Origin of the sequence: Clavibacter michiganensis, assembly GCF_002151125.1 — a bacterium.
GTDB lineage: Bacteria > Actinomycetota > Actinomycetes > Actinomycetales > Microbacteriaceae > Clavibacter > Clavibacter michiganensis_C.
In genome coordinates, this window is the sequence record NZ_MDJZ01000011.1 from 184,614 (window position 1) to 210,648 (window position 26,035).

Genomic DNA, 26,035 nt, shown 5'->3' on the forward strand with positions numbered 1-26,035 from the left:
CCGCCAGGCCCGGTCGGGTACGGCCTGAGCCTCCCACCGCACGTCTCGCCCGTGTCGCCCCCGATCGGGGCACCTCACCCCAGCGACTGCGCCCCGATCACCCCGAGCAGCCGCAGCTTCTCGTGGCTCTCCGAGCCGGGCTCGGCCGTGTAGACGAGCAGGTGGTGGGCCTGCTCCGGGTCCGTGAGCGTCTGGCAGGCGAGCTCCAGGCGGCCGAGCTCCGGGTGCTCGAAGCGCTTCACGGCCCCGGGCCGGAGGCCGACCTCGTGCCGCGCCCACAGCTCGCGGAACTCGGCGCTCCGCGGCAGCAGCAGCTCGACGTAGCGCGCGGCCCGGGATCCCGGCCCGCGCCGGGTCGCGACCTCCCGCAGCCCCGACACCCAGAGGCGCCCGAGGGCATCGTGGTCCTCCTCGGCGTAGAGGCGGCGGCTCGCCGGATCCGCGAACCACCGGTACCCGATGCTCCGCTCCGGGCCGGCGAGGTGCGCGGTGTCACCCGTCAGCGCGACGCCCAGCGGCGTCTGCATCAGGGTCTCGCCGAGCTCGCTCACGACCTCGGCGGGCGTGTCCAGGAGCCGGTCGAGGATCCGCTGCAGGCCCGGTCCGACGTGATCGCCGGATCCCCCGCGCGCCGGCGGCTGGTGCCCCGCGAGCCGGAAGAGGTGGTCGCGCTCGTCGACCGTGAGGTGCAGGCCGTGCGCGATCGCGGCCAGCATCTGCTCCGACGGCTGCGGGCTGCTGCCCCGCTCGATGCGCGCGTAGTAGTCGGACGACATGCTCGACAGGGCCGCGACCTCCTCGCGTCGGAGACCGCTGGTGCGGCGCCGGGGGGTGCGGGGGAGCCCGACGTCCTCGGGCTGCAGCGCCTCCCGGCGGCGGCGGAGGAACTCGGCGAGCCCCGCGTGATCCATCTGGCGCATGCGTCCTCCTGTGTCGCGACCATCCTCCCGGGCGGGGGCGGGCGCAGCCAGGGCCCGCCGATCCACGTCTCGGCGCGCACTGGATCCGGTCGCGGCGCGCGCCCAGGCTCGGGGCAGCCGATGCGGACCGCCGCGTCGCCGTCCGCAGGAGGATCCGCCATGCCCCGTCGCCCGATCGACATCCCCGTCCCCGACCTCACGGGCCGCCGCGCCCTCGTCACGGGAGGCAGCGACGGCATCGGCCTCGCGCTCGCCACCCGGCTCGCCGGCGCGGGCGCCGAGGTCCTCCTGCCGGTGCGCGACCGGCGGAAGGGCGAGGCCGCCGTGGCGCGCATCCGCGGAAGGCACCCCGCCGCGCGGATCGCCCTGCACGACCTCGACCTCGCGTCGCTGGACTCCGTGGCGGCGCTCGCCGCCCGGCTCGCGGAGGAGGGCGCGCCCCTGCACCTGCTCGTCGCGAACGCCGGCCTGATGACGCCGCCCGAGCGCCGCACCACCGCCGACGGCTTCGAGCTGCAGCTCGGCACGAACCACCTCGGGCACTTCGCGCTCGTGGGCCGGGTGCTGCCTCTGCTGCGGGCCGGCGGTGCGCGCGTCGTGTCGCAGGTGAGCATCGCCGCGGCCCAGAACGCCGTGCGCTGGGACGACCTGCAGTGGGAGCGCCGGTACCACGCGATGCGTGCGTACAGCTCGTCGAAGATCGCGCTCGGGCTCGTCGGCCTGGAGCTCCAGCGGCGGAGCGCGGCGGGCGGCTGGGGGATCACGAGCGACCTCGCGCACCCGGGCGTCGCGCCCACGAGCCTCCTCGCCGCGCGCACGGCGACCGGCCGCACGCGCGACGGGCTCGACGTGCGCGTGATCCGGCTGCTGTCCCGCCGCGGGATCCTCGTGGGCACCCCCGAGACCGCCGCCCTCCCCGCGCTCCTCGCGGCCACGACGGACGGCGACGGCGGCCGCATGTTCGGCCCGAGCGGGCCCGGCCACCTCGGTGGCGCGCCCGCGCAGACGGCGCCGTTCTCGCGGGTCGCTGACCCGGACGCCGCGCGCCGCATCTGGGCGGTCTCGGAGGAGCTGACGGGGGTGCGCTTCCCGGCGTGAGGCCGCGGACAGACGGGAGCGCGCGGGCACCTCGTGCCCGCGCGCTCCCGGATGCGATGGAGGGACGGGTCAGGCGCGCGGCGCGCCCGTCGTGTCGAACAGGATGCGCGAGGCCTCGGCGGCGCGCGCGGCGTCGACGAGCACGTCGTACCGGCCGGCGGCCAGCGTCTGGACGGAGGCGAAGTCGCGCTTGCCGCGGGTCGCCCAGTGGCCGACGAAGCCGAACAGCGCGCCCCAGAGCGCGCCGATGCCGACCGCGACGAGGAGCACGCCGAGCCACGCGACGCCGGGGGTGAAGATCCCGAACAGCAGGCCCAGCATGAGACCGAACCACGCGCCGCCCGCGGCCCCGCGCACCGCGGCGCTGCCGTTGGTGACCCGGCCCGTGACGGTCTCGACGGTGCGGACGTCGTGGCCCACGATCTGCGTCGACGCGACGGGGAACTCGCGGTCCGACAGGGTGTCGACCGCGGCCTGCGCGTCGGCGTACTCGGTGTAGCTCGCGATCACCTCGCGGGGCGTGGCCGGGACGGCGTGCGCGCGGGGGTCGGTGCTCGGGGTGGACATGGGGTGCTTCCTCTCGGGTCGTGCGGGTCGTGCATCTGCGTCCGGTCGGACGGTATGGTTTGAGGATACCAACGTTCGGCGAGTACGGAGAAGGCGGGGATCGAACGGTGAGCGAGCTCCCAGGGAAGGACGGCGCAGCGGTCGGCGCGGCGATGGAGCGGGCGGTCCTCGCGATCACCCGCTGGGCGTCCCGGCCGGACGTGCGCCGGCGCATGCTCGCCGACGAGGGCGAGGCGTTCTCGTCGACCGACACCTGGCTCCTCGGCCACCTCGCCGAGTGCGGCGCGACCCGGATGCGCGTCCTCGCCGACTGGCAGGGCGTCGACAAGTCGACGATGACCGCGCACGTGCAGCGACTCGAGGCCCGGGGTCTCGTGATCCGCGAGCCCGACCCCGCCGACCGGCGCGCGGTCCTCGTGCGCGCGACGCCCGACGCCGAGCGGGTGCTCGATCGCAACTCCGCGACCGCCCGCGCGCTCCTCGGCGAGCTCGTGGGGGAGTGGTCGCCGCGGGAGCGCGCCGAGCTGACCCGGCTGCTCAGGCGGCTCGTGGCGGAGATCGAGGCGGAGGGCGGCGGTCGACCGGCCGATCCGCCGAGCCCCACGGCGCCGTGATGCCGGCTCCCCGACCCTTGCTTTCCATGTTGGAAACACTTAGTTTTGCCGACATGGAAACACGTGCTCACGACTCCTCGTCCGACCGTCCCGACGCCGCGTTCGACGCCGACGCCATGCGCGCCGCCGCCGACCGGCTCACCGGCCGCCTCCGCTCGCCGTGGTGGTTCCACGCGCTCCGCGGGCTCAGCGTCGGCGCCCTCGTCTTCGGCATCGCGCCCCGCGCCGACTGGGCGCTCGCGGTGCTCGCGATCGGCCTCGTCGGCCTCGTCCTGCTGCCCCGTCTCCGCATGTCCGCGGTCGGCTTCTCCAGCGCCCACCCCGACCGCTGGCGCTTCGTGCGCGATGGCGCACCGTGGTCGGTCGTCTCCCTGGCGGTCACCACGGCCGGCATCGTCGTCGCGCTCTTCGTCCGACAGCTCGGGATCCTCGAGGTCGCCGGCATCGCGGCCGCGGCTGCCGTCGTCGTCGCTCTGCTCGGGCCCCTCGCCGACCGGGCCGCGCGGCAGCGCCTCGGCCGCGGGATCGCGTAGTGGCCGCGCCCGCGCCGGAGTTCGACGCGGTCATCCACGCCCCGCAGCGGCTGCAGATCTGCGCGCTGCTCGCCCGGGCGGGGGAGACGGAGTTCGGCACGCTCCGGGATGCGCTCGCCGTGTCCGACGCCACCCTCAGCAAGCACCTCAAGACCCTGTCCGAGTCGGCGGTCGTCGAGTCCCGGCGCGTTCAGCAGCCGCGCGGCCAGGCCCGCACGTGGGTCGCGCTCACGAAGGACGGCCGCCGTCGGCTGGCCGCGCACTTCGCCTTCCTGCAGGAGCTGGATCCGGGCGCCGCGGCCGAGGGGTGACCCGCGTGTCGAGGTCTGCGCGTGAACGTTCACGCGCCGTCCCCGCCAGATCCCTTGACGGCCCCGTCGCCCGCCCCGTAGCGTCGGCGTGAACGTTCACGCCGACGACGCCGCGAAGGGCCCCACCATGACCGACCCCACCCCGACCACCTCGACCGCACCCGGCTGGGCGGTCCTCGGCCCGGGCAGCATCGCCCGCCGCTTCCTCTCCCAGCTCCCCGCGAGCGAGCGCGACGCCCGGCTCGTCGCCGCCGGCAGCTCGAGCGCCGCGCGCGCCGAGGCCTTCGCCACCGAGGCCGCCGAGCACGGCTACGCCGACGTCACGGGCGCGGACTACGACATCGCGCTCGCCGACCCCGACGTCGACGCCGTCTACATCTCGACCGTGCACACCGGCCACGCCGACCTCGTGGTCCGCGCGCTCGACGCCGGCAAGGCCGTCCTCTGCGAGAAGCCGCTCGCCGTCAACCACGGCACCGCGATGGCGCTCGTCGACGCGGCCCGCGCGGCCGGCCTCCCGCTCGTCGAGGCGTACATGTACCGCTTCCACGCGCAGACCGCGGCGCTCCTCGAGCTGCTGCGCGACGGCGTGATCGGCGACGTCGCCCACATCGACGCGTCCTTCTCCTTCCGCACCGGATCCCGCACGGGCCGCCTCTACGACACCGCGACCGCGGGCGGCGGGATCCTCGACGTCGGCGGCTACACGGTCACGGCGGCGGCCGCCGTCGTGCAGGCCGCCACCGGGGTCGCCGTCGCCGAGCCGCTCACGCTCGAGGTCGACGGCACCGTCGGCCCGACCGGCGTCGACGAGTGGTCCGTCGCGCGGGCGACCTACCGCGGCGGGATCACCGCGACCCTGCGCGCCGGAGTCGCCCTCGACGAGCCGCAGGCGCTCACGATCCTCGGCTCGAAGGGCCGCATCCACCTCGCCGACCCGTGGACCCTCGGCGGGGAGCCCGCGATCGTGGTCTCCGTCGTCGGCGAGGAGCCGCGCACGCTGACCTTCCCCGACGCGAAGCCGTACGCGATCGAGGCCGACGCCACGACCGACGCGCTCGCGGCCGGCCGGGGCGAGGCCGCGCAGATGACGCTCGACGAGACCCTCGCCACCGCCCGCACCCTCGACCGCTGGCGCGCCGCGCTCGACCTCCGCTTCCCGTTCGAGGCCGAGGACGCGGACATCCCCACGGTCTCCGGCCGGCCGCTGCGCGTCCGCGACGACAGCCCGATGCTCTACGGCGAGATCCCCGGCGTCGGCAAGCGCATGTCGCGCCTCGTCATGGGCGTCGACAACCAGCCCGACCTCGCGCACGCGTCCGCGATCTTCGACCACTTCGTCGAGCAGGGCGGCAACGCGTTCGACACCGGCTACATCTACGGCGGCGGCGTGCTCGAGGGGCGCCTCGGGAAGTGGATCCGGAACCGCGGCATCCGCGAGGACGTGGTCGTCATCACCAAGGGCGCCCACACCCCGCACTGCGACCCCGAGTCGCTCACCAGCCAGCTGCTGGAGAGCCTCGAGCGCCAGGGCACCGACTACGCCGACATCTACCTCATGCACCGCGACAACCTCGAGGTGCCCGTGGGAGAGTTCGTCGACGTGATGGACGAGCACCAGCGCGCCGGGCGGATCCGCTCCTACGGCGTCTCGAACTGGACGCCCGAGCGCTTCGACGAGGCGCAGGCGTACGCGAAGGCGAACGGCCGCGCGGGCTTCCAGGCGCTGAGCGACCACTTCGGCCTGGCCGAGGCGTACGACGTGCCGTGGGCGGGATGCGTGCACGTCACGGATCCGGCCTCCAAGGCGTGGCTCGAGGAGCGGCAGATCCCGCTGCTCCCGTGGTCGTCGCAGGCGCGCGGCTTCTTCACGGGCCGCGCCCGCCCCGACGACCTGAGCGACCCGGAGCTCGTGCGCTGCTACTACGGCGACGACAACTTCGAGCGCCTCCGCCGTGCCGAGGAGCTCGCGGCCGAGCACGGCGTGCAGGCCACGGCGATCGCGCTGGCGTACGTGCTCGCGCAGCCGTTCCCGACCTTCCCGCTGTTCGGACCGCGCACCATCACGGAGGTCCGCTCCTCGATGCGCGGCCTGTCGATCGAGCTCACCCCGGAGCAGGTGGCGTGGCTGGACCTGCGCGGCTGAGTGGCGCGGGCGCGGCCGGCCGGGAGCCCGGGAGGGAGCCGGCCGGCCGCGCCACGATCCACGACGTCGCCTCCGCCGCCGGGGTCTCCCGCCAGACGGTGACCCGCGCGATGAACGGCATGCCGGGCATCAGCGAGGAGACGAAGCGGCGCGTGCTCGACGCCGCGGATCAGCTCGCGTACCGGCCGTCGCGCTTCGGGCGCGGGCTCGTGACGGGCGGCGACCACCAGCTCGGCCTCGTCGTGGACGACCTCAGGAACCCCTGGTCGCCCGAGCTCGCGGCCGCGGTCGTGCGCATCGCGGCGGCCCGCGGCTGGAACGTGTCGCTCGCCGACGTGGGCCTCGCCGCCGACTCCGACCGCATGGTCGAGGCACTCGGCGCGCAGACCGACGCCGTGATCGGGACCCTCGGGTCGCGCGCCGCCGAGTGGATCGCGCGGCTCGGCTCGGTGCCCGTCGTCGAGCTGGATCCGCACGGCGACCCCCTGCGCGCCGCCGTGCAGCTGGATCCGTCGGAGGCCGTCGACGCCCTCGCCGACCACCTCGAGGCGGTCGGGGTGCGGCACCCGGTGGTGCTCGACGCCGCCGTCGCCGCGGGCCCGAGCGCCCGCGCCGCGCTCCTCGTGCGGGCCTTCGAGGCCCGCTCGATGGAGGTGTCCGTCGTCCGCGCGTCCGCCCCCACCGCGGAGGCCGCCGCCGCCGCGACCGAGCGCGTCGTCGCCCGCCCGCGCACGGCCGACGCGATCGTCGCGTTCAACGACGTGTGCGCCCTCGGCGTGCTCTCCGCCTGCCGCCGCGCGGGCGTCGACGTGCCGGGCGACGTGCGCGTGGTCGGCATCGACGGCCTGTCCCTCGGCCGCCTGCTCGCGCCCACCCTCACGACCCTCGCGGTGGACCTCGACGAGCTGGCACGCCACGCGCTCGACCTCGCCGTCGCGATGATCGCGGGCGAGCTGCCGCGCTCCGGCCCCGAGGTGGTCCGCACGGTGCGGCACCAGCTGGTGGTGCGCGAGTCGGCGTGATCCGCGGCCTGTCCGGGAGCGCCCGCCGCGGCTAGCGTGGCCCCGACGGCGCGCGACGAGGCCGCCGTCGGAGACGAGGAGCCGCCATGCCGCGCATCACCCCCACCCTCTGGTTCGGCGAGGAGATCGAGGAGGCGGCCCGGTTCTACGTCGACCTGTTCCCCGGCTCGCGGATCCTCGACACGTCGCGCTACCCGGACGACTTCCCGGATCCCGCCCTCCGCGGCGCGGCCCTCGTGATCGACCTGGAGCTCGACGGCCAGCCGCACCGCCTGCTCAACGGCGGCCCCGGCATGCAGGCGACAGAGGCGGTGTCGCTGTCGATCACGGTCGGCGGCCAGGAGGAGCTCGACCGCTACTGGGACGCGTTCGCCGACGGCGGGACCGAGGGCCGGTGCGGCTGGGTGCGCGACCGCTGGGGCTTCTGGTGGCAGGTCGTCCCGGAGGCGATGGCGTCCACGATCGGCGGGCCCGACCCTGAGGGCGCCGCGCGCGCGATGGCCGCGATGATGGGCATGGGGCGGCTCGTCGTGGCCGACCTGCAGGCCGCGTACGACGGGCGCTGACCGACGACCGGGCCGCGGATCCCGGACCACGAGGCGGGCACGGCTCGCGCTACGCGCCCGGCCGGGCGATCGACGCCCACAGCTCGACCTCCTCGTCGGCGTCCAGACCCAGCGCGGCGGCGAGCTCGTCCGGCGACGACGCGACGATCGTGACCGCCCCGCCGGACTGCGGATCGCTCGTGCGGATGACGATGCGGCTCGACCGCAGCGGGCGGACCAGCTCCGCGACCTCGTCGAGGAGGGCGTCGAGCGCACCGGGCGGGAGGTCGTCCAGACCGCCGTCGTCGAGGACCTGGACGAGCGCGCCCCGTCGGCGGTGGGCGCGGATCACCTGTCGCAGGCGGCCGTTCAGCAGGCGCCGGCCGCGGATCTCGTCCCGCAGAGTCTGCTCGAGCACGCTGCACTCCGCCCGCGACGCGTCGTCCAGCGCGCCGTCGCAGGCGACGACGCGGCGGAGCACGGGCGCGGCCTCGTCTGCCGCGATGCGCAGGCGGTCCTGCCGCTCGAGCTGGTAGGCGTCGAGGTCGGCCTGCCACAGCAGCGTCTCCCGGGCGTCCGCGGCGGCCCGTCGGGTCGCGGCGTCGACGCGGCGGAGCGCCCGGTGCATCATCAGGCCGGCGGCGACCAGCACGATCTCCGCGGCGAGGCCCAGTCGCACCACGTCCTCCGGGCCGCCCCACACCGCGATCGCCGTCACGAGGAGGCCGGTCACCACGATCGGGGGCAGGCGGTGGCCGGCCATCCACACCATGACGCAGGCGGCGAGGAGGCCGCAGGTGAGCCAGGAGATCGTGACGGAGTCGACCTCGTCGGCGGAGAGCCCGACCGTGGCGGTGGCGCAGATCACGCCGCCCACGGACGCCAGGATCCAGGCCGTGGCCCTGCGCATCCGCCCGGAGCGCGCCCCGCGGACCAGGACCGGCAGCGCGGAGAGGCCGAGAGCGGCGGCGATCACGGGGCCCAGCGCCTGGAAGACGAGCGCCGCCTGGATGGTCGCCAGGACGATCGCGCCCATGATCAGGGCCGTCATCGTCGCGTACAGCGCCCGGCGCGGGACCAGGCCCGCGCGGCTCCCGCTCGCGCTCCCGGGATCGTCCGGGGCGGTGTCGCCGACCGGCTCCCAGCGGAGCACCACGGTGGTCCCGCGGCCCGGCACCGAGCGGACCTCGGCGTAGCCGCCGACCTGCCGCATGCGCTCGAGGATCGAGACGCGCACCCCGAGCTGGTCCGGCTCGACGCGGGCGGGGTCGAAGCCCGAGCCGTCGTCCTGCACGCGGATCCGCACCCCGCCGCCCGTCGACGGTGCGGCCGTCGCGGTCCGCACGGTCGTGGGCCCCGCGTGCGTGACGCTGTTGCTGAGGGCCTGGACCATCGCGGCGACGAGGGCGTCGGCCACGGCGGACGGCAGCTCCACGGGGGCCGCCCGGGCCAGATCGAGCCGCGCGAGCCCCTCCAGCGGGGCGATCTCGCGGTCGGCCGCGGCGACGGCATCGCCGAAGCGCACGGTGCGCGACCGGGGGTCGGGGCCTCCTGTCGAGCTGATGAGGATGTCGAGCGCCGACCTGGCCATGCGCGCGACCTGGTCGGGCGCGTCCCGGCCGGCGGCGGACAGGAGTGCGGCGAGCACGGTGTCGTGCAGGAGCGCGTCCGTGCGCAGGCGCTCGGCGGCGAGGGCGGCCCGGCGGCGCGAGCTCTCGAACAGCTCCCGCGCCCGGCGCTCCGCCGCATCGGCGCGGCTCGCCCGCACGCGCAGGGCGTGGACGCCGAGGACCAGGGCCGCCGCCAACGCCGCGAGGGCGACGGCGTGCGCGACGAGCTCCGTCGTCGGCAGGCGGCCGGCGTAGATCGCGGTGACGAGGGCGACGCACGCCGCGCACGCGGCGCCGGCGCGCAGCGGATCCCGCCACCCGAGCGCGATGCAGCTGAAGCCGATGCAGGACAGGGCGACGAGCCACGGGGACGCGTTCGGCAGCGTCGCGTCCGCTATCCGCAGCGGCTCGAGCGCGATGAGCGCGGCGTAGAGGACGGCCGCGAGCCGCAGGCTCCCGTACGCGGGCCGTCCGCGCGGCACGAGGGACGCCGGCACCGCCGCGATCATGAGGGCGGCGAGGCCGAGCGCGAGGGTGGTGGCGGACGGGGCGATCGCGCCGTCCGCGTCCTCGTCCACGAGCGCGGGGAGCGACAGCAGGGCCAGCAGGGGGCCGACGACGGTGAGCGTGCGCACCATCCCGCGCTCGACGCCCGCGCGGATGGGCGACTCGGCGACCACGCGCGCCGCAGCGGGGCCGGCCGCGCCGCGGCGCAGTCCGAACCCCCGCCTCCGACGCCGGGCGCCGGAGGGCCGCACCCCGCGGTCCTCCATGTGCCCACGCTAGGGCGCGCCGGAGCCCGCCGCGAGGGCGAGGCAGGCAGCGGGGCGTCGCGACCGCGTCCGCGCCGCGGTCAGGCGCCCGCGCGGGCGGCGCCGAGAAGCAGGAGCAGCGAGCCGAGCGCGACGACGGCGATGAGGATCATGAGCCACGCGAGCGCGACGTTCCGCGCGCGTACCGGGCGCCCCGCGACGGCCACCACGAGCATCGCGGCGTAGAGCACGGCGGTCGCGACGATCCCGGTCGCGGCGATCCCCGCGTCGAGCCCCAGCCCCGCGACGAGCAGGGCGATCGTGATCCCGGCGAGCAGCCCCGCGGGCACGAGCCACGCGCGGCGCCGCCCGTCGCGGATCACGGGCTGGTCGCGGACGCGGGTGGTATCGGGTTCGGCGGGCATGCCCCACCCTCCCGCTGCAGCGCGTTCCTGCCTACGGGTGCGAGCGGCCGGGATTCACCCGCCCGAGAACGGCGGCAGCACGTCCACCGCGCTGCCCGCGGTGAGGGGCGCGTCGCGGTCGGTGGTCGCGACGCCCTCGACGAGGTAGGTGCAGCGCGCGAGGACGGCGGCGGCGTTCGCGGGATCCTCCGTCGCGGCGGCCCGGGCGCCGAGCGCGTCCATGAGGTCGCCGAGGACGGCGGCGGACGGCAGGTCCAGCTCGTCGGTCGTGCGGCCGAGCGCGGCGGACGCGGCGGCGAAGAGCTCCACGGGGACGATCACGTCAGCCCCCGATCGCGCTCATGGAGCGGGCGGGCTGGATGAAGTCGGCGTCGTCCATGCCGTGTCCCTTCGGCTTCGCCCACATGGCCTGGCGCCAGAGGTCGGCGATCTCGGCGTCGGAGGCCCCGGAGCGCATCGGCGCGAGCAGGTCGGTCTCGGTGTGCGAGAAGAGGCAGCTGCGGACGCCGCCCGTCGCGGTGAGGCGCGTGCGGCGGCAGTCGGCGCAGAACGGCTCGGTGACGCTCGCGATGACGCCCACGCGGCCGAGCATCGCGGTGCCCGCGCCGCCCTCGCGCGAGTGCACGCGCCAGAGCTCGGCGGGGGATCCGTCGCGCGGCTCCTCGTCGGGCACCAGCGTGAAGCGCTCCGACAGGCGCGCGCGGATCTCGGCCGCCGTGATCATCTCGTCGCGGTCCCACGCGTGGTCGGCGTCGAGCGGCATCTGCTCGATGAAGCGCAGCTGGTGGCCGCCGGCGACCGCCCACTCGAGGAGATCGGCCGCCTGGTCGTCGTTGACGCCGCGCACCAGCACCGCGTTGATCTTGATGGGCGCGAGCCCCGCGGCCGCCGCGGCGTCGATGCCGTCGAGCACGCGGTCGAGGAACGGGCGGCGCGTGATGAGGCGGAACGTCTCGGCGTGCACGGAGTCGAGCGAGACGTTGATCCGGTCGAGCCCCGCGTCCTTCAGCGCCTGCGCGCGGGAGGAGAGGCCGATGGCGTTGGTGGTGAGCGAGATCTCCGGCCGGTCGGGGATGGCCGCGCACGCGGCGATGATCTCGATGAGGTCGCGCCGCAGCAGCGGCTCGCCGCCCGTGAACCGCACCTGGCGGACGCCGAGGTCGCGCGTGCCGATGCGCACCAGCCGCTCGATCTCGGCGAGCTGCAGCGCCTGCCGGTCGGGCGTGAAGGGGAGGCCCTCGGCCGGCATGCAGTAGGTGCAGCGCAGGTTGCAGCGGTCGGTGAGGGAGATGCGGAGATCGGTGGCGCGGCGGCCGAAGGGGTCGAGGAGCGCCGGGTCGTCGGGCCGGGCGGGACCCGGCGCGGCGGCGGGACGCGGCATGGCCGGCATCCCCAGCGAGGTGCTCATGCGTCCAGGCTACGCGCGCGTCGGAGCGGGGCCGACGCCGCCCGGATCCGACGAGCTGCCGCGCGCCGCGCCTGCGGTCCCTAGGATCGCTGCATGACGCAGAACAGGGACCGCACGCCCGCGCGCGCCGCGGATGCCGCCCCGCCCGCGGAGGGCGCGCCCGCCTCCGGGCCCTTCCGCTACCGCGTGAGCGAGGCTGCCGCGCTCATCGGCGTGAGCGACGACACCCTCCGCCGCTGGGCCGACGCCGGCCGGCTCGACCTCGTGCGCGGCGAGGGCCGGCTGATCCAGGTCGACGGCGTGCAGCTCGCGCACCTCGCGACCGAGCTCGCGGCGGACGGGACGCTCGCCGCGAGCGGAGGGGCCCGGCGCCCGGCCGCATCCGCCCGGAACCGGATGCCCGGCATCGTCACGCGGGTCGTGCGCGACGGGGTCATGGCGCAGGTGGAGATCCAGGCGGGCCCGTTCCGGATGGTGTCGCTCATCAGCCGCGAGGCCGCCGACGAGCTCGGGCTCGAGGTGGGCGCGCCCGCCGCCGCGACCGTGAAGGCGACGAACGTGGGCGTCGAGCTGCTCGCGCCGGAGACGCTGACGGGCGGGCGGTCGTGATGAGCGGAGCGCGCGCCGCCGTCCTCGGCGTGCTCGCCGCCGGGCTCCTGGCCGGGTGCTCCGCGGGCGGATCCGCGCCCGCCGGCACCCCGGATCCCGCCCCCGACGACCTCGCCGGAACCCTCGTCGTGCAGGCCGCCGCGTCGCTCACCGGCAGCATGGACGAGGTCGCGCGCGGCTTCGAGCGGGCCCACCCGGGCGTGACCGTCACGGTGTCGTACGGCGGCAGCTCCACGCTCGCGCAGCAGATCGTGCAGGGCGCACCTGCCGACGTCTTCGCGTCCGCCTCCGACGCGACCATGGAGACCGTCGTCGACGCGGGGGAGACGGCCGCGGACCCGCGCGTCTTCGCCCGCAACGCCCTGGAGATCGCGGTGCCGCCCGGCAACCCCGGCCGGATCACGAGCCTCGCCGACTTCGCCGACCCCGCCCGCACCCTCGCCCTCTGCTCTCCCGAGGTGCCGTGCGGCGCGGCGGCCGCGAGCGCCTTCCAGGCGGCGGGCGTCACCCCGCGGCCGGACTCGCTCGAGCAGGACGTGCGCGCCGCCCTCACCCGCGTCGAGCTCGGCGAGGTGGACGCGGCCGTCGTCTACGAGACGGACGTGCGCGCCGCGGGCGACCGGGTCGAGGGCGTGCCGCTGCCGGACGACGCGGCCGTGACGACCGACTGCGTCGTGGCGCCGCTCGCCGGATCCGCATCTCCCGAGGGCGCCGCCGCGTTCGCCGACTACGTGGTGGGCGACGACGCCCGGGCCGTGTTCGAGGCCGCGGGGTTCCGTGCGCCCTGAGCGGCGGGCCGACCGCGTCCGCAGCCGTCTCCGCAGCCGCGCGCGCGGCCCCGCGGGCGAGCGGGCCGACCGCGTCCCGGCTCTCCTCTGGATCCCCGCCGCCGCCGCCCTCGCGTTCCTCGTGCTGCCGCTCGCGGCGCTCGTGGCGCGCGCGCCGTGGGCGACGCTGGGGGAGCGGCTCGCGGATCCCGGCATCGCGCGCGCCCTCGGCCTCTCGCTCGGCAGCGCGCTCGCCGCGACCGTGCTGAGCCTCGTGCTCGGGGTGCCGCTCGCGTTCGTGCTGTCGCGCTCGGCGGGCAGGCCGCCCGTGGTGCAGCGGATCCTCCGCGCGCTCGTGACCGTGCCGCTCGTGCTGCCGCCCGTGATCGGCGGCGTGGCACTGCTGCTCCTGCTCGGGCGCCGCGGGCTGATCGGCGGACCGCTCGAGGCGCTCACCGGGATCACCATCCCCTTCACGACGCCCGCCGTGGTGATCGCCGAGACCTTCGTCGCCATGCCGTTCCTCGTGCTCGCGGTGGAGGGGGCGCTGCGCGGCGCCGACCGCCGCTTCGAGGACGCCGCCGCCACGCTCGGCGCGGACCGCTGGACGGTGCTCCGCCGCGTGACCCTCCCGCTCGTCGCGCCCGGCATCGGCGCGGGCGCGGTGCTCTGCTTCGCCCGCGCCCTCGGCGAGTTCGGCGCGACGCTCACCTTCGCCGGCAGCTTCCCGGGCGTGACGCAGACCGTGCCGCTCTCCGCCTACCTGGCGCTGCAGACGGATCCGGACGCCGCCGTCGTGCTGAGCCTCGTGCTGCTCGCGGTGTCGGTCGTCGTGCTGGTGAGCCTGCGCGACCGGTGGGCGTCGGGGGTGCACGCGTGAGCGCGGACGCCGCCCGCGGCCAGGCGGTCGACGGCCTCGATGCGCGCGTGGTCGTGGAGCGCGCCGGGTTCCGGCTCGACGTGGCGCTGCGCGTCCCGGCCGGATCCACGGCCGCCGTCGTCGGGCCGAACGGCGCCGGGAAGTCCACGCTGCTCCGGGCGTTCGCCGGGCTCGTGCCGCTCACCGCGGGGCGCGTGGCCCTCGAGGGGCGCGAGCTGGAGCGCGCGGGCGGGGCGGCAGGCGGAGTGCCGGCGGGCCTGCAGGACGCGGTCGTGCGGATCCCCGCCGAGCGCCGCGGCATCGGCGTCGTGTTCCAGGACCACCTCCTCTTCCCGCACCTCTCCGCCCTCGCGAACGTCGCGTTCGGGCTGCGGGCGCACGGCGTCGCGCGCGCCGACGCCGAGGACAGGGCGCGCGCGCTCCTCGACCGGCTCGGGATCGCGCACCTCGCCGACCGCCGTCCCGCGCGCCTGTCCGGCGGGCAGTCGCAGCGGGTGGCCCTCGCCCGCGCCCTCGTGCTCGAGCCGCCGCTGCTCCTCCTCGACGAGCCGATGGCGGCGCTCGACGCAGGCACGCGGCTCGACGTGCGCGACCTCCTCGCCGACGAGCTGCGGCGCTTCGGCGGCGCGGCCGTGCTGGTGACGCACGATCCCGTGGACGCGCTCGCGCTGGCCGACCGGATCCACGTGCTCGAGGACGGACGGGTCGTGCAGCAGGGCGCCCCCGCCGAGGTCGCCGCCCGTCCCGCGACCGCCTACGTCGCGCGGCTCGTGGGCATGGACCGGCTGGAAGGGCGGGACGCCGACGGCCGGACCGTCGTGATCCTCGCCGCGCCCGCCGACGTGCAGCTCACCCGCGGCGCGGGCGGCGACACCGGGGCCGCTCCCGACCACGCGGACCACACGGCCGCCGCCGCCGCCGGCGACGCCGACCACGTCGCCACCGGCGAGGTCCGCCGGATCGAGGGCGCCGTCGGCCGGGTCCGCGTCACGCTCCGCCTCGTGTCCAGCGGGGCGTCGGCCCTCGCGGGCGACGTCACCGCCGAGCTCGACGCCGCGTCCTTCGCCGCGCTCCGACCGGTCCCGGGGGAGCGCCTGACCGTGCGGATCCCGCGCCGGGACTGATCAGCCGACCCCGGGCCCGTCCGCGGGCACGCGCTCCCGCTCACGATCGCGTCCGCGACCGCCCAGCCGCCGCCGCACCGGCGCCGGCACGAGCCGTCGCCGCCCGTCCGGCCCCAGGCGCACGAGCGACGCGACCACGACGACCACGAGCGCGGTGACGAGCGCGATCTGCCAGGCCCACAGATCCGGCGCGAACAGCCGCAGCGCGAGCGCGCCCACGACCGCGAACCACTCGCCGCGGCCGGTCATCGCGATGAACGGGATGAGCAGCAGCGCGTACCAGGAGTAGCGCGGGCTCACCGCGAGCAGCGTCACGCCGATCATCACGAGCTGGCCGCGCCACGGATCCGCGGGATCGGTCCGCCACCAGACGAGGCCCGCCGTCACGGCGAGCAGGAGCGCGACCACCGGCAGCCCGAACCCGTCGGGCACGAGCAGCTCGACCAGCGGGAAGGTGCCGCCGGACTCGTAGCCCTCCTCCTGCAGGTAGCCGGGCAGGTAGCCGAGCACGGCGATCCCCGTGGTGATCACGTACGGCACGTACAGCAGCGCGAACGTGACGACGGCCGCGACGATGACCTTCCACGGCTGGCGGCGCAGCAGCGCGGGCGCCGCGATCACCGGGATGAGCTTGGTCGCGATGGCCGCGCCCAGCGCGATCCCGCCGCGCCAGCGCCTGCCCCCGGCGACGAGGATCGTGGCGGCCAGCGCGAGGAGAGCCCCCAGCGCGTCCACGTGCGAGTTCGTGACCACCTCGCTCGCCACCAGCGGGCACCAGCCCCACAGGGCCGCCCACCAGATCGGCTTGCCGCGGCGCCGCAGCGCGCGCACGAGCAGCAGGGTCACGGCCGTCTGGATGAGCACGCCCGCGACCTGGAAGGCGATGTAGCCCACGTCGTCCGGCACGACGGCGCGGACGCCCGCGAAGAACATCTCGGCGGCCGGCGGGTAGATGGTCGGCACCTGCGGGCGGTTGAGCGCCGTGCACATGGGCGGCCCGCCGCCGTTCTCGTAGAGGCCCAGCAGGCGCCGGCCCTCGCAGCTCCAGGTGCCGTCGTCGAGGAACACCGGGGCGGGGTACAACCACGCGGGTCGGATGTCGCGGAGGTCCGGATCCGCGGGGGTGTGAAGGTACGGGGACGTGCCGTGCACCTGGACGATGCCGTCCCAGGCGTAGCGTGCGGAGTCGGTGCTCGTGTTCGGCGGTCCGGCCATGGCCGCCAGCGCGAGGATGAGGGAGCCGGCCACCACGACCACCGTGGCGTCCTCTCTCCTGACCTTCCGCACCAGGAGCACCGCGGCTCCGAAGAGCACCCAGAGCACGACCACGATCCAGAACAGCGGCGCGGCACCCTCGCGGCGGAAGAAGGCCTCGTCGTCGGCCGCTCCGAAGAGATCGAACGCGACCACCGACCACCCGGTGAGCGCGGCCATGACGACCAGGACGAGGACGGTGAGGGCGGTGCGCACACCCCATTGTGTCGTCGTCCGCCTCGACGGCCGCCGACCGACCCGGACCACCCGCCCCCGAGACGCTGGAGCGACCCCATGCGGACACTGATGCACGAGGCGAGGCGTCGGCTCGCGTCGCCCGCCCGCACCACCCGGCTGGCGGTGGTCGTCGGCCGGCTGCTCGGCCTCGCCTTCCTGGTCTGCTTCGCGACCGGCCTCTACAGCCACTTCCTCCAGGACCCGCTCCCGTGGATGCGCTTCCCGACCGCGCCCGTGTCGCTCTACCGGGTGACGCAGGGGATCCACATCACCGCCGGCATCGCGTGCGTCCCGCTGCTGCTCGCCAAGCTCTGGATCGTCTTCCCCGAGCTGCTCACGTACCCGCCGGTCACCGGGGTCGTCTCGTTCCTCGAGCGCGCGTCCATCGCCGTGTTCGTCGGGGCGTCGCTGCTCGAGGTGGCGACGGGGCTCCTCAACACGTTCCAGTGGGTGCCGTTCCCGTTCTACTTCCGGCAGACGCACTTCGCGCTGGGGATCGTGGTGGTCGGCTCGCTCGCGATCCACATCGGCGTGAAGCTGCCCGCCATCGCCGGGCACTGGCGGCGCGGGCAGGCGGACGAGTCGCCCATCGTCGAGGCGGACGACGCACCCGCCGACGGCGCTCCGACCCGCGCGCCCCGCGGCGTCACCGGTCGCGTGCTCGCCTGGATCGACGACACCCCCGTCACGCCCGCCCCGGTCGCCCGGCGCGGCTTCCTGGTCGCGGTCGGCGCGTCCGTCGCGGCGGTGGTCGGCCTCACCGCGGGCCAGTCGTTCCGGCTCCTCGCGCCGTTCAACGCGTTCGGCCCGCGCGTCATGGGCACCGGCCCGCAGGCGCTGCCCGTCAACCGCACGGCCGAGGCCGCGGGCGTGACCGAGACCGCGATGGACCCCGCGTGGACGCTCACCGTCTCGAACGGATCCGCGTCGCGCGCCTTCACGATGCAGGACCTCCGCGGCATGGAGCTCGTGACCGCGACGCTGCCGATCGCCTGCGTCGAGGGGTGGAGCCAGTCGGCCACCTGGCGCGGCGTCCGCCTCATGGACCTCATGGACCAGGTCGGCACCGACCCCGGCGCGCGGCTGCGCATCACGAGCCTCGAGCAGAGCGGCGGGTTCCGGCGCACCGAGATGGGGCCGGAGTACGTGCGCGACCCGCTGACGCTCGTGGCGCTCGAGCTCGACGGCGCGCCCCTCGACATCCAGCACGGCTACCCGGCCCGGATGATCGCGCCCGGCCGTCCCGGCGTGCTGCAGACCAAGTGGCTCTCGACCCTGGAGGCGATGTGATGACCGGCACGCGATCCGATCCCGCCGTGCGCGGCGCCCGCGGCGCCCGCGGCGTCCTCGCGGCCCGGATCGCGCTCATCGCGGTGGGCGTGGTCGTCCTCGCGCTCGGCGTGCGGACGCTGCTGGAGACCCAGCGCACGGACCAGGTCGTCGGCGTCGCCGTGTTCCTGCTCCTCGCGATCCTGGTGCACGACGCGATCCTGTCGCCCGTGGTCTTCGTCGCGGGCCTGCTGATCCGGAAGGCCGGCCGGCGGCTCCCGGCCGGCGCGCTCGTGATCGTGCAGGCCGGCGTGGTCGTGATGGCGGTGATGACGCTGGTGGTCGTCCCCGAGATCCGCGCGCGGGCCATCGGCAACGACAACCCGACGATCCTCATCGCGGACTACGCGCCGCGCCTCGCGATGATGTGGGTCGCCACCGCGGTGGCGACGGCCGTGATCGCGGCGGTCTACGCGCGGACGAGGCGGCAGAAGGACCGGCCCTCGGCCTCCCAGCACTGAACGAGGTCGAGCCCGGCGTCGTCGGCCATGCGCGCGACGGCGTCGCGGCCGACCTGCGCCCACGGGAACGGGTCGCTCGCGTGGCCCTGGCCGTCGTCGACCGTGCACTCGAAGGTGCGGTCGCGGTCGGGATCCGGGTGGGTCTCCACGATGAGCGCGCCCTCGTCGTCCAGCAGCTCGCCGCAACGCGCGAGAAGCGCGGCCGCGTCGCCGCCGATGCCGATGTTGCCGTCGAGGAGGAGGAGCGTGCCCCAGCCGCCCTCGCGCGGCAGGCGCTCGAAGATGGAGCGGTGCAGCACGGGGAGGCCCTGGCCCGCGGCCATCTCGACCACGGTGGGGGAGACGTCGATGCCGAGCGCGCCGAGGCCGACGTCCATGGCGGCGCGGACCATGCGGCCCGGGCCGCAGCCGATGTCGAGGACCGGGCCGGCGGCGTCGGCGAGGAGGCTCGCGTCCACGGCGTCGGCGTCCGCGCTCCAGCGGCTGAGGTCCATGACCTCGGCGCTGCCGTCGTCGGAGGCGAGCGACAGGAAGAGGACCTCGCCGGAGTCGCGGAGGGCCCGCGCGTACGGCTCGCCGCCACCGGATCCGAAGGTGCGGACGCGCGCGGATGCGCGGTCCTCGGGGCGGTCGACGGCCAGGCTCATGCGGGGTCCCCCTGCGGTGATGCGGGTGCGGTGGCGGCGGCGCGGGTGCCCGCGCCGTTCTCCAGGGTTCGGAGCGCCGCGGCGAAGCGATGGGAGGGCGCGGCCTCGGCCGCCTCCCGGGCGTCGTCGACGGTGTCCACGTCGGTGAGCTCGGGCAGCATGGCGACGTCGAGCCCCGCGTCGATCAGCCGGGACAGCTGCACGGCGCCCGTGTCGTCGCGCGACATGGGCACGCCGCGCACGAGCGCGCCGTCCGGATCCCGGAGGCCGAGCGCCCAGAAGCCGCCGTCGTTCGCGGGGCCGAACCAGGCGTCGGGCCCGCCCACATCCTCGGCCCACGAGTCGAGCACGGGCTGGAGGAGGTCGGCGGTGAGCTGGGGCGTGTCCATCCCGACGAGGAGCACGGGGCCGTCGAGCGCGTCGAACATCGCCGCGAGCCGCTCGTCGAGGTCGCCTGCGACCTGCGGGATCACGTCGTAGCCGGAGGCCTCCGCGGGCGGGGTCGTGCCGTCGAAGAGGAGGACCCGGCGAGCCGGCCGGGCGGCGTCGACGGCGGCGAGCGTGTCGGCGAGGGCGGCGGACGCCAGCCGGGCCGCCTCCTCGAGCGTGAACGGCGGGTGCAGGCGCGTCTTCACGCGGCCCGGGATGCACTCCTTGGCGATGACGACGACGGCGGTCACGCGGATCCTCCCGGGGTGCGGTCGGCGCCGGCTGCCGCGGCACGCGCCTCGGCCAGCACGCGCGACATGTCGCGCACGGCCGTGACGGTCCCGCGCACGGTGCCGGTCACCTTGGACCGCCCCACGCGCGGCGCGTACGGCATCTCCACCTCCAGGATGCGCCACTTCGCCGCCGATGCCCGCAGCAGCATCTCCAGCGGATAGCCGCTGCGCCGGTCGAGGATCCCCAGGGCCAGCAGCTCGGTGCGCCGCCCGCACCGCATCGGGCCGAGGTCGTGCAGCGGGACGCCCGTGATCCGCCGCAGCCGCCGGGCCAGCTCGAGGTTCGCGATGCGCGCGTGCAGCGGCCACGCGCCCCGGGCCGACGGGACGCGCCGGCCGAGCACGAGGTCGCGCTCGCCGTCGCGGACGGGGTCGACCACGCGGGGGAGGAGCGCGGGATCCATGGACGCGTCGGCGTCGCAGAACGCGACGAGCGGCGCCGTCGCCGCCTCGAGCCCCGCGTGCGCCGCCGCCCCGAACCCGCGGCGCGACTCCGCCACCACGAGGGCTCCGTGCGCGCGCGCCACCTCGGCGGAGCGGTCGGTGGATCCGTTGTCGACGACGATCGCGCGGTACCCCTCGGGCAGGCGCGAGAGCACCCAGGGCAGGGCCTCCTCCTCGTCGAGGCAGGGGAGGACCACGTCCACGAGAGCTTGCGTCATGGTGCGAGCCTAGGAGTCGGCGCCTGCACGCATCCGCCGCCCGCGGCGCGGCGTCCCGAGGGGTGACGGCTCGCTCGCAAGCCGGACACCCCGCGGCTCCCCGCCAGGGACCGCGCATAGTCTGACCGGGTGAGCCCCACCTACGATCCCGCGCGCGCCGCCGCCGGGCGCCCCGATGCCGCGCGCCCCGACCCGTCGCGACCGGATCCCCTGCGCGGCCGGCGCATCCTCGTGGTCGAGGACGACCCCACCGTGAACGAGGTCGTCTGCCGCTACCTCAAGGCCTCGGGCTTCCAGGTGGAGACGGTCGCCGACGGGCTCGAGGCGGTGCGCGTCGCCACCGAGCGCATGCCCGACCTCGTCGTGCTCGACCGCATGCTCCCCGGCCTCGACGGGCTCGAGGTGTGCCGCCGGATCCGCGCCCACCACCCCGAGTCGCCCGTCCCCGTCGTCATGCTCACGGCACTCGGCCAGGGCGAGGACCGCGTCAACGGCCTCGACGCCGGCGCCGACGACTACCTCGCCAAGCCGTTCTCGCCGCGGGAGCTCGTGCTCCGCGTCCGCGCCGTCCTCCGCCGCACGGTGCCCGAGGCCGCTCCCGAGCCGGCCTTCGTCGCGGGCCCGTTCGTGCTCGACCTCGGCGCGCGCGAGATCCACCAGGCGGGCGTCATGCTCTCGCTCACCTCCCGCGAGTTCGACCTGCTCGCCTTCCTGCTCCGCAACCCGCGCCGCGTCTTCGGCCGCGACGACCTGCTCCGCTCCGTGTGGGGCTGGGAGATCGGCGACCTCTCCACCGTCACGGTGCACGTGCGGCGCCTCCGGGAGAAGATCGAGGCGGATCCCGCGCATCCCGTGCTCCTCGGCACCGTCTGGGGCGTGGGCTACCGCTTCGACCCGGACGCCGCGGCGCGCGTGGCGCCGGCGGCTCCCGCGGCCGAGCCTCCCGCGGCCGACGCGGATCCCGAGTCGCCGGCCGCCGCCCCGCCCGCCGGGGGCGACGCGTGACCGCCGACTCCTTCCTCATCGTCGTGCTGACGGCGCTCGTCTGCGCCGCCATCGTCGGCCTCGGCGCCAGCGTGCTGCTGCGCCTGCTCCGCCGCCGCTCGCTCGTGCTGCAGATCTGCGTGGTCGCGCTCGCCGCCGTGCTCTCGGTCGTGGGCGGCATGGTCGCCGTCACCGCCGGCATGCTCGTCGACGACGCCGGCCTCACCGCGTTCCTCTCCGTCGCCGCCGTCTCCGCGCTCGTCTCCCTCGTGATGGCGGCGATGCTCGGCATGACCCTCGTGCGCGGCAGCCGCGAGCTCGGCCGCTACGCCGCGTCCATGGGCGAGGAGGCCGCGGTCGAGCCGGGCCGCCCCACCAGCACCGAGTTCGCGCAGGTCGCCCGCGAGCTCAGCGCCGCCAACCGCCGCCTCGCCGACGCGCGCGACAGGATGGAGGCGCAGGAGCGCAGCCGCCGCGAGCTCATCGCCTGGATGTCGCACGACCTCCGCACGCCGCTCGCCGGGATCCGCGCCATGGCGGAGTCGCTCGAGGACGGCATGGTCGACGACGAGCACCGCTACTTCCGCCAGATCAGGGTGCAGGCGAACCGCCTCAACGGCATGGTCGACGACCTGTTCGAGCTGTCCCGCATCAACTCCGGCAGCCTCGAGCTCGCCGTCGAGCGCGTCTCGCTCTACGACGTCGTGAGCGACACCGTCGCCGAGCTCGGTCCCGTCGCCCAGGCCCGCCAGGTCGACCTCCGCGGCGAGACCGCGCACGACGACCTCGTCGTGCAGGGCGATCCGCGGGAGCTCTCCCGCGTCGTCGGCAACCTCGTCATGAACGCCATCCAGCAGTCGCTGCCCGGCGGCCGCATCGTGATCTCCGCCCACCGCGACTCGGGCAACCTCGCGGTCCTCTCCGTCGAGGACACCGCGGGCGGCATCCCCGAGGGCGACCTGCCCCGCGTGTTCGACGCCGGCTGGCGGTCGACCGGATCCCGCACCCCGCGCGCCTACGGGAAGAGCGCCACGGAGAAGGCCGCGCTCGGCCCCGACTTCCCGGTCGCGCCCGCCGAGGCGACGCCGCCGGATCCCCAGGTGCAGGCCGAGGGCACGCACGACGGCGGGTACGCGTCGGGCGGCGGCGGCGCGGGCCTCGGCCTCGCGATCGTCCGCGGCATCGTGCGCGCGCACGACGGCGACGTCACCGTCCAGAACGTCGAGGGCGGCTGCCGCTTCGACGTGATCCTCCCCTACAGCAAGCCGGTCGCCCCGTGACCCGTGCGGTCCTCCGCGCGTGGTCGGCGTTCCTCGGGGTGGTCGCGGCGCTCGCCGTGCTGGCCGTGGCCGAGATCGCCGCGGCCTTCGTCGCCCCGGCGGCGAGCCCCGTGCTCGCGGTCGGCGCGCTCGTCATCGACCTCGTGCCCGCGGGCGTCAAGGACACCGTGATCGCCCTGTTCGGCACGGGCGACAAGGTCGCGCTGATCGTCGTGCTCGGCGTGGTGGTGCTCGCCGCGGCCGCGCTCGCCGGGATCCTGCAGGTGCGTCGGCCGCCGTTCGGCGTCGTCGTGCTCGCCCTCTTCGCCGGGATCGCCGTGCTCGCGGCGACCACGCGCGCCGGGGCCACGGGCGCCGCGGCGATCCCCACCATCGTCGGCATGATCGCCGGGGTCTTCATCCTCCACCGCGGGGCGGACCGCCTCCGCGACTGGCGCGACGCCGCCGACCGGTCGGCATCCGCGTCCGCCGCGGTCGCCGAGCCGGTGCGCGGCATCGCCCGCCCGGCCGCGCGCGCCCCGCTCACCCCGGGCGCAGGCTCCCGCGTCGAGCGCCGCACCTTCCTCCTCATGACGGTGGTGGCCGGCGCCGCGTCGGTCGTCGCCGGATCCGTGGCCCGCGGCGTCAACGCCGCCGCCGCCCGCGTCGACGACTTCCGCCGCACGCTCGTCCTGCCGCGCGCCGCGACGCCCGCCGCCGCGATCCCCGCCTCCGCCGAGCTCGGCGTCCCCGGGCTCGCGCCCTTCCTCACGCCCGCGGACGCCTTCTACCGGATCGACACCGCGCTGCAGGTGCCGTCGGTCGACGCGTCCTCCTGGACGCTGCGGATCACCGGCATGGTCGAGGAGGAGATCGAGATCACGTTCGCCGAGCTCCTCGCCCTGCCGCTCGAGGAGCACGTGACCACCCTCACCTGCGTCTCCAACGAGGTCGGCGGCGACCTCGTCGGCAACGCGCTCTGGCTCGGCTACCCGATCCGCCTGCTGCTCGAGCGCGCGCGGCCGACCGCGGGAGCCGACATGGTGCTCTCCACGAGCCAGGACGGCTGGACCGCGAGCACGCCGCTGGAGGCGCTGACGGATCCCGACCGCGCGTCGATCCTCGCGGTCGGCATGAACGGCGAGCCCCTGCCGCAGCAGCACGGCTTCCCCGTGCGGATGGTCGTGCCCGGCCTCTACGGCTACGTCTCGGCGACCAAGTGGGTCACCGAGCTCAAGGTCACCACCTTCGCCGAGGACGTCGCGTACTGGTCGACCCGCGGTTGGACCGAACGCGGCCCCATCAAGACGGGTTCCCGCATCGACACCCCGCGGTCCGGCGCGCGCGTGGACGCGGGCCGCACCGCGATCGCCGGCATGGCCTGGGCGCAGCACACCGGCATCGAGAAGGTGGAGGTGCGCGTCGACGAGGGTGACTGGGTCGAGGCGACGCTGGGCGACGGCGTGGGCGCGGACACCTGGCGGCAGTGGTCGTACGCGTGGGACGCGACGAGCGGATCCCACAGCGTCGAGGTGCGCGCCACCGACACGACCGGCGTCACGCAGACCGCCGACGAGGCGCCGCCCGCGCCCGACGGCGCGACGGGCTGGCACCGGATCACCGTCGGCGTCTCCTGATCGACGCGGGCCTCCCGCGCCCGGGATCCGGCGGGCCAGCACGCGCGGAGCCGGGGCGCGTACCGTCGAGGCACGGCGCGTACGCGCCGCACCGACCAGCGAAGGAGAGCACCGTGAGCGACATCGAGAACCCCCGCGATCCCGCCGACCGCGACCTCGACGACACCGGCGTCGACGAGGAGGAGCTCGTCGGGGCCGACGGCCGCGACGCGGCGGAGGCCGTCGACGCCGAGCGCGTCGTCCCGCTCGACGACGACCAGGTCGACGACGACGCGGACGGCGGCCTCGGCATCGACATCACCCAGTCCGACGGCCCCGACCTCGAGGCCGGCGACGACCTCGACACCGGAGCGGCCACCCGCTGATCCGCCGCAGGCACGACGACGGCCCCCGCTGATGCGGGGGCCGTCGTCGTGCGTGGGCCGGGAGGTAGGCGCGGATCAGTCGGCGAGGATCGCGTAGAGCGCGCGCCGCGTCTCGTCGAGCTTCGCCGCCGCGGCCTGGCGCTGGGCGTCGGTCGCGTCGTGCATGAGGGGCTTGATCACGCCGGCGAGCTTCATGAGGCTCGTCTGGAACGCGTCCTCGCCCTCGGACTTGTCGGTCGTCGCGGCCCAGGCGGCGTCGATCTCCGCCTTGTGCTCCTCGACGTGGGCGCGGCCCTGGTCGGTGAGCGAGTAGACGCTCTTGGCGCCGGTCTCGTCGGCGACGATCAGGTCCTCGTCGACGAGCTGCTGGAGCGTCGGGTAGACGGATCCGGGGCTCGGCCGCCAGGCGCCCTCGGTCTTCGCGGCGATGCCGGTGATGAGGCCGTAGCCGTTCGAGGGCGCGTCGGCGAGCAGGGAGAGGATCGCGAGGCGGACGTCGCCGCGGCGGGCGCGACCCCGTCCGCCGCGTCCGCGACCCGGGCCGAAGCCGGGGCCGCCGAAGCCGCCCATGCCGGGGAAGCCCGGGAACCCGGGGAAGCCGGGGCCGTCGCCGGGGCGGAAGCCCCGGGCGAGGGGGTGGCCCGGCATGATGCGCGGGCGCCCGCCGCGGTGGTGCTGCATGCGGGGCTCGTGGTGGTCGGCGGGGACGCCGCCGGTGGAGGGGGACGGCAGGTGGTCGTCGTGGTCGTGGGTGCGCATGGGCGCTCCTTCCGGTCGGGTGATGTCGGGGATCGCGGCGTGCTGTCGCGATGTAGCGACGATATATCGGCGACTGTCGGAAGTCAATGGTCGGTGCGTCCACTCCGGACGCCGATCCCCGTGATCTCGGGGGAGCGGCTCGCGAACCTGGCGTTCCCCTGAGAAAGGAGAACCGGCCCCAACCCGTTCCGCGACCGCGCCGAAGTCCCTGTGTCGCCCGGGGAACCGGGCGGATCCCCAGTCCACACAGCGAAGGAAATCCCATGCGCAACCTCACCAAGTCCGTCTTCGGCCTCGCCACCGCGGGCTTCCTCGTCGTCGGCCTCGCGGCCTGCTCGACCCCCGCCGAGGACTCCACCTCCGGCTCCTCCTCGTCCGCCGCCCCGTC

At 75.9% G+C, this 26,035-nt stretch carries 28 protein-coding genes; 17 read left to right on the top strand and 11 right to left on the bottom strand.

Translation table 11 applies throughout. From position 1 onward, the window contains the following. Positions 1-74: 74 nt before the first annotated feature. A complete protein-coding gene (locus tag BFL37_RS06680; protein WP_086514357.1) occupies positions 75-920 on the bottom strand; it encodes a helix-turn-helix transcriptional regulator in 846 nt (281 codons plus the stop codon). 159 nt (positions 921-1,079) lie between these two features. Between BFL37_RS06680 and BFL37_RS06685 the strand changes: the two genes are divergently transcribed. Then, entirely contained in the window at positions 1,080-2,018 is a 939-nt protein-coding gene (locus BFL37_RS06685) for an SDR family oxidoreductase (protein WP_086514358.1), read from the top strand. Positions 2,019-2,087: 69 nt separating this feature from the next. Here BFL37_RS06685 and BFL37_RS06690 read toward each other — a convergent pair whose 3' ends face one another. Beyond that, positions 2,088-2,585 (bottom strand): general stress protein, encoded by a 498-nt coding sequence (locus tag BFL37_RS06690; protein WP_086514359.1) that lies wholly within the window; start codon positions 2,583-2,585, stop codon positions 2,088-2,090. A 107-nt stretch (positions 2,586-2,692) separates the two neighbouring features. Between BFL37_RS06690 and BFL37_RS06695 the strand changes: the two genes are divergently transcribed. From BFL37_RS06695 to BFL37_RS06720, 6 genes are all read left to right on the top strand, one after another. Then, the gene (locus BFL37_RS06695; protein ID WP_086514360.1) at positions 2,693-3,199 is read left to right on the top strand and encodes a MarR family winged helix-turn-helix transcriptional regulator; all 507 of its coding nucleotides are present in this window, start codon (positions 2,693-2,695) and stop codon (positions 3,197-3,199) included. A gap of 53 nt (positions 3,200-3,252) precedes the next feature. Next, positions 3,253-3,732 carry a hypothetical protein gene (locus tag BFL37_RS06700; protein WP_086514361.1) on the top strand — a complete coding sequence of 160 codons (480 nt, stop codon included), beginning with the start codon at positions 3,253-3,255 and terminating at the stop codon, positions 3,730-3,732. Continuing rightward, positions 3,732-4,043 carry a transcriptional regulator gene (locus tag BFL37_RS06705; RefSeq protein WP_086514362.1) on the top strand — a complete coding sequence of 104 codons (312 nt, stop codon included), beginning with the start codon at positions 3,732-3,734 and terminating at the stop codon, positions 4,041-4,043. The genes BFL37_RS06700 and BFL37_RS06705 overlap by 1 nt, the downstream gene beginning before the upstream one ends. A gap of 127 nt (positions 4,044-4,170) precedes the next feature. After that, positions 4,171-6,189 carry an aldo/keto reductase gene (locus BFL37_RS06710; protein ID WP_086514391.1) on the top strand — a complete coding sequence of 673 codons (2,019 nt, stop codon included), beginning with the start codon at positions 4,171-4,173 and terminating at the stop codon, positions 6,187-6,189. Then, positions 6,168-7,211 carry a LacI family DNA-binding transcriptional regulator gene (locus BFL37_RS06715; protein WP_086514363.1) on the top strand — a complete coding sequence of 348 codons (1,044 nt, stop codon included), beginning with the start codon at positions 6,168-6,170 and terminating at the stop codon, positions 7,209-7,211. The genes BFL37_RS06710 and BFL37_RS06715 overlap by 22 nt, the downstream gene beginning before the upstream one ends. 86 nt (positions 7,212-7,297) lie before the next feature. Further along, complete coding sequence (locus BFL37_RS06720; RefSeq protein ID WP_086514364.1) at positions 7,298-7,777, top strand: VOC family protein; 480 nt, start codon at positions 7,298-7,300, stop codon at positions 7,775-7,777. A 49-nt stretch (positions 7,778-7,826) separates the two neighbouring features. Here BFL37_RS06720 and BFL37_RS06725 read toward each other — a convergent pair whose 3' ends face one another. The 4 genes from BFL37_RS06725 to moaA all read right to left on the bottom strand — a co-directional run bounded on the left by BFL37_RS06725 (position 7,827) and on the right by moaA (position 11,951). After that, positions 7,827-10,139, bottom strand: a complete 2,313-nt coding sequence (locus tag BFL37_RS06725; RefSeq protein WP_143331596.1) for an ATP-binding protein — start codon at positions 10,137-10,139, stop codon at positions 7,827-7,829. 80 nt (positions 10,140-10,219) lie between these two features. After that, positions 10,220-10,543, bottom strand: coding sequence for a hypothetical protein (locus BFL37_RS06730; protein WP_086514366.1), 324 nt, complete (start codon positions 10,541-10,543; stop codon positions 10,220-10,222). A gap of 54 nt (positions 10,544-10,597) precedes the next feature. After that, positions 10,598-10,864 carry a MoaD/ThiS family protein gene (locus BFL37_RS06735; RefSeq protein WP_086514367.1) on the bottom strand — a complete coding sequence of 89 codons (267 nt, stop codon included), beginning with the start codon at positions 10,862-10,864 and terminating at the stop codon, positions 10,598-10,600. Position 10,865: 1 nt separating this feature from the next. Beyond that, the gene (gene moaA / locus BFL37_RS06740) at positions 10,866-11,951 is read right to left on the bottom strand and encodes a GTP 3',8-cyclase MoaA (protein ID WP_431305856.1); all 1,086 of its coding nucleotides are present in this window, start codon (positions 11,949-11,951) and stop codon (positions 10,866-10,868) included. A gap of 93 nt (positions 11,952-12,044) precedes the next feature. On the opposite strand from moaA, the gene BFL37_RS06745 reads away from it, so the two are divergent. From BFL37_RS06745 to BFL37_RS06760, 4 genes are read left to right on the top strand one after another with little or no spacing between them, the layout of a single operon-like run. After that, complete coding sequence (locus tag BFL37_RS06745) at positions 12,045-12,560, top strand: TOBE domain-containing protein (RefSeq protein ID WP_086514368.1); 516 nt, start codon at positions 12,045-12,047, stop codon at positions 12,558-12,560. After that, complete coding sequence (modA, locus tag BFL37_RS06750) at positions 12,560-13,348, top strand: molybdate ABC transporter substrate-binding protein (protein ID WP_086514369.1); 789 nt, start codon at positions 12,560-12,562, stop codon at positions 13,346-13,348. Before BFL37_RS06745 ends, modA begins: the two co-directional genes overlap by 1 nt. After that, on the top strand, positions 13,338-14,207 hold the full coding sequence (locus BFL37_RS06755; protein WP_086514370.1) for an ABC transporter permease: 870 nt from the start codon (positions 13,338-13,340) through the stop codon (positions 14,205-14,207). The genes modA and BFL37_RS06755 overlap by 11 nt, the downstream gene beginning before the upstream one ends. Next, positions 14,204-15,331 carry an ABC transporter ATP-binding protein gene (locus BFL37_RS06760; protein WP_086514393.1) on the top strand — a complete coding sequence of 376 codons (1,128 nt, stop codon included), beginning with the start codon at positions 14,204-14,206 and terminating at the stop codon, positions 15,329-15,331. Before BFL37_RS06755 ends, BFL37_RS06760 begins: the two co-directional genes overlap by 4 nt. Here the strand turns inward: BFL37_RS06760 and BFL37_RS06765 are convergent, their stop codons facing one another. Further along, the gene (locus BFL37_RS06765; protein WP_086514371.1) at positions 15,332-16,801 is read right to left on the bottom strand and encodes a glycosyltransferase 87 family protein; all 1,470 of its coding nucleotides are present in this window, start codon (positions 16,799-16,801) and stop codon (positions 15,332-15,334) included. A gap of 78 nt (positions 16,802-16,879) precedes the next feature. On the opposite strand from BFL37_RS06765, the gene BFL37_RS06770 reads away from it, so the two are divergent. After that, a complete protein-coding gene (locus BFL37_RS06770; protein ID WP_086514372.1) occupies positions 16,880-18,112 on the top strand; it encodes a molybdopterin-dependent oxidoreductase in 1,233 nt (410 codons plus the stop codon). Then, a complete protein-coding gene (locus BFL37_RS06775; RefSeq protein WP_086514373.1) occupies positions 18,112-18,612 on the top strand; it encodes a hypothetical protein in 501 nt (166 codons plus the stop codon). Before BFL37_RS06770 ends, BFL37_RS06775 begins: the two co-directional genes overlap by 1 nt. Here BFL37_RS06775 and BFL37_RS06780 read toward each other — a convergent pair. Genes BFL37_RS06780 through BFL37_RS06790 form a run of 3 tightly spaced genes read right to left on the bottom strand, consistent with a single transcriptional unit; the run spans position 18,561 to position 20,643 of the window. Then, on the bottom strand, positions 18,561-19,259 hold the full coding sequence (locus tag BFL37_RS06780) for a class I SAM-dependent methyltransferase (protein ID WP_086514374.1): 699 nt from the start codon (positions 19,257-19,259) through the stop codon (positions 18,561-18,563). The genes BFL37_RS06775 and BFL37_RS06780 overlap by 52 nt on opposite strands. After that, positions 19,256-19,939 carry a TIGR04282 family arsenosugar biosynthesis glycosyltransferase gene (locus BFL37_RS06785; RefSeq protein ID WP_086514375.1) on the bottom strand — a complete coding sequence of 228 codons (684 nt, stop codon included), beginning with the start codon at positions 19,937-19,939 and terminating at the stop codon, positions 19,256-19,258. The genes BFL37_RS06780 and BFL37_RS06785 overlap by 4 nt, the downstream gene beginning before the upstream one ends. Then, positions 19,936-20,643, bottom strand: coding sequence for a glycosyltransferase family 2 protein (locus BFL37_RS06790; protein ID WP_086514376.1), 708 nt, complete (start codon positions 20,641-20,643; stop codon positions 19,936-19,938). Before BFL37_RS06790 ends, BFL37_RS06785 begins: the two co-directional genes overlap by 4 nt. A gap of 129 nt (positions 20,644-20,772) precedes the next feature. On the opposite strand from BFL37_RS06790, the gene BFL37_RS06795 reads away from it, so the two are divergent. From BFL37_RS06795 to BFL37_RS06810, 4 genes are all read left to right on the top strand, one after another. Further along, positions 20,773-21,648 carry a response regulator transcription factor gene (locus BFL37_RS06795; RefSeq protein ID WP_086514377.1) on the top strand — a complete coding sequence of 292 codons (876 nt, stop codon included), beginning with the start codon at positions 20,773-20,775 and terminating at the stop codon, positions 21,646-21,648. Next, entirely contained in the window at positions 21,645-22,907 is a 1,263-nt protein-coding gene (locus BFL37_RS06800) for a sensor histidine kinase (RefSeq protein WP_086514378.1), read from the top strand. Before BFL37_RS06795 ends, BFL37_RS06800 begins: the two co-directional genes overlap by 4 nt. After that, positions 22,904-24,523, top strand: coding sequence for a molybdopterin-dependent oxidoreductase (locus tag BFL37_RS06805; RefSeq protein ID WP_086514379.1), 1,620 nt, complete (start codon positions 22,904-22,906; stop codon positions 24,521-24,523). The genes BFL37_RS06800 and BFL37_RS06805 overlap by 4 nt, the downstream gene beginning before the upstream one ends. A 113-nt stretch (positions 24,524-24,636) precedes the next feature. After that, positions 24,637-24,888, top strand: a complete 252-nt coding sequence (locus BFL37_RS06810; RefSeq protein ID WP_086514380.1) for a hypothetical protein — start codon at positions 24,637-24,639, stop codon at positions 24,886-24,888. 75 nt (positions 24,889-24,963) lie between these two features. On the opposite strand, the gene BFL37_RS06815 is transcribed toward BFL37_RS06810, so the two are convergent. Continuing rightward, positions 24,964-25,647, bottom strand: a complete 684-nt coding sequence (locus BFL37_RS06815) for a PadR family transcriptional regulator (protein WP_086514381.1) — start codon at positions 25,645-25,647, stop codon at positions 24,964-24,966. Positions 25,648-26,035: the final 388 nt, after the last annotated feature.

Bases quoted from the DNA above. Each gene is read 5' to 3' on its own strand.
- BFL37_RS06680 (WP_086514357.1), bottom strand. From the start codon at position 920: ATGCGCCAGATGGATCACGCGGGGCTCGCCGAGTTCCTCCGCCGCCGC.
- BFL37_RS06685 (WP_086514358.1), top strand. From the start codon at position 1,080: ATGCCCCGTCGCCCGATCGACATCCCCGTCCCCGACCTCACGGGCCGC.
- BFL37_RS06690 (WP_086514359.1), bottom strand. From the start codon at position 2,585: ATGTCCACCCCGAGCACCGACCCCCGCGCGCACGCCGTCCCGGCCACG.
- BFL37_RS06700 (WP_086514361.1), top strand. From the start codon at position 3,253: ATGGAAACACGTGCTCACGACTCCTCGTCCGACCGTCCCGACGCCGCG.
- BFL37_RS06710 (WP_086514391.1), top strand. From the start codon at position 4,171: ATGACCGACCCCACCCCGACCACCTCGACCGCACCCGGCTGGGCGGTC.
- BFL37_RS06720 (WP_086514364.1), top strand. From the start codon at position 7,298: ATGCCGCGCATCACCCCCACCCTCTGGTTCGGCGAGGAGATCGAGGAG.
- BFL37_RS06725 (WP_143331596.1), bottom strand. From the start codon at position 10,139: ATGGAGGACCGCGGGGTGCGGCCCTCCGGCGCCCGGCGTCGGAGGCGG.
- BFL37_RS06730 (WP_086514366.1), bottom strand. From the start codon at position 10,543: ATGCCCGCCGAACCCGATACCACCCGCGTCCGCGACCAGCCCGTGATC.
- moaA (WP_431305856.1), bottom strand. From the start codon at position 11,951: ATGAGCACCTCGCTGGGGATGCCGGCCATGCCGCGTCCCGCCGCCGCG.
- BFL37_RS06745 (WP_086514368.1), top strand. From the start codon at position 12,045: ATGACGCAGAACAGGGACCGCACGCCCGCGCGCGCCGCGGATGCCGCC.
- modA (WP_086514369.1), top strand. From the start codon at position 12,560: ATGAGCGGAGCGCGCGCCGCCGTCCTCGGCGTGCTCGCCGCCGGGCTC.
- BFL37_RS06770 (WP_086514372.1), top strand. From the start codon at position 16,880: ATGCGGACACTGATGCACGAGGCGAGGCGTCGGCTCGCGTCGCCCGCC.
- BFL37_RS06775 (WP_086514373.1), top strand. From the start codon at position 18,112: ATGACCGGCACGCGATCCGATCCCGCCGTGCGCGGCGCCCGCGGCGCC.
- BFL37_RS06780 (WP_086514374.1), bottom strand. From the start codon at position 19,259: ATGAGCCTGGCCGTCGACCGCCCCGAGGACCGCGCATCCGCGCGCGTC.
- BFL37_RS06790 (WP_086514376.1), bottom strand. From the start codon at position 20,643: ATGACGCAAGCTCTCGTGGACGTGGTCCTCCCCTGCCTCGACGAGGAG.
- BFL37_RS06815 (WP_086514381.1), bottom strand. From the start codon at position 25,647: ATGCGCACCCACGACCACGACGACCACCTGCCGTCCCCCTCCACCGGC.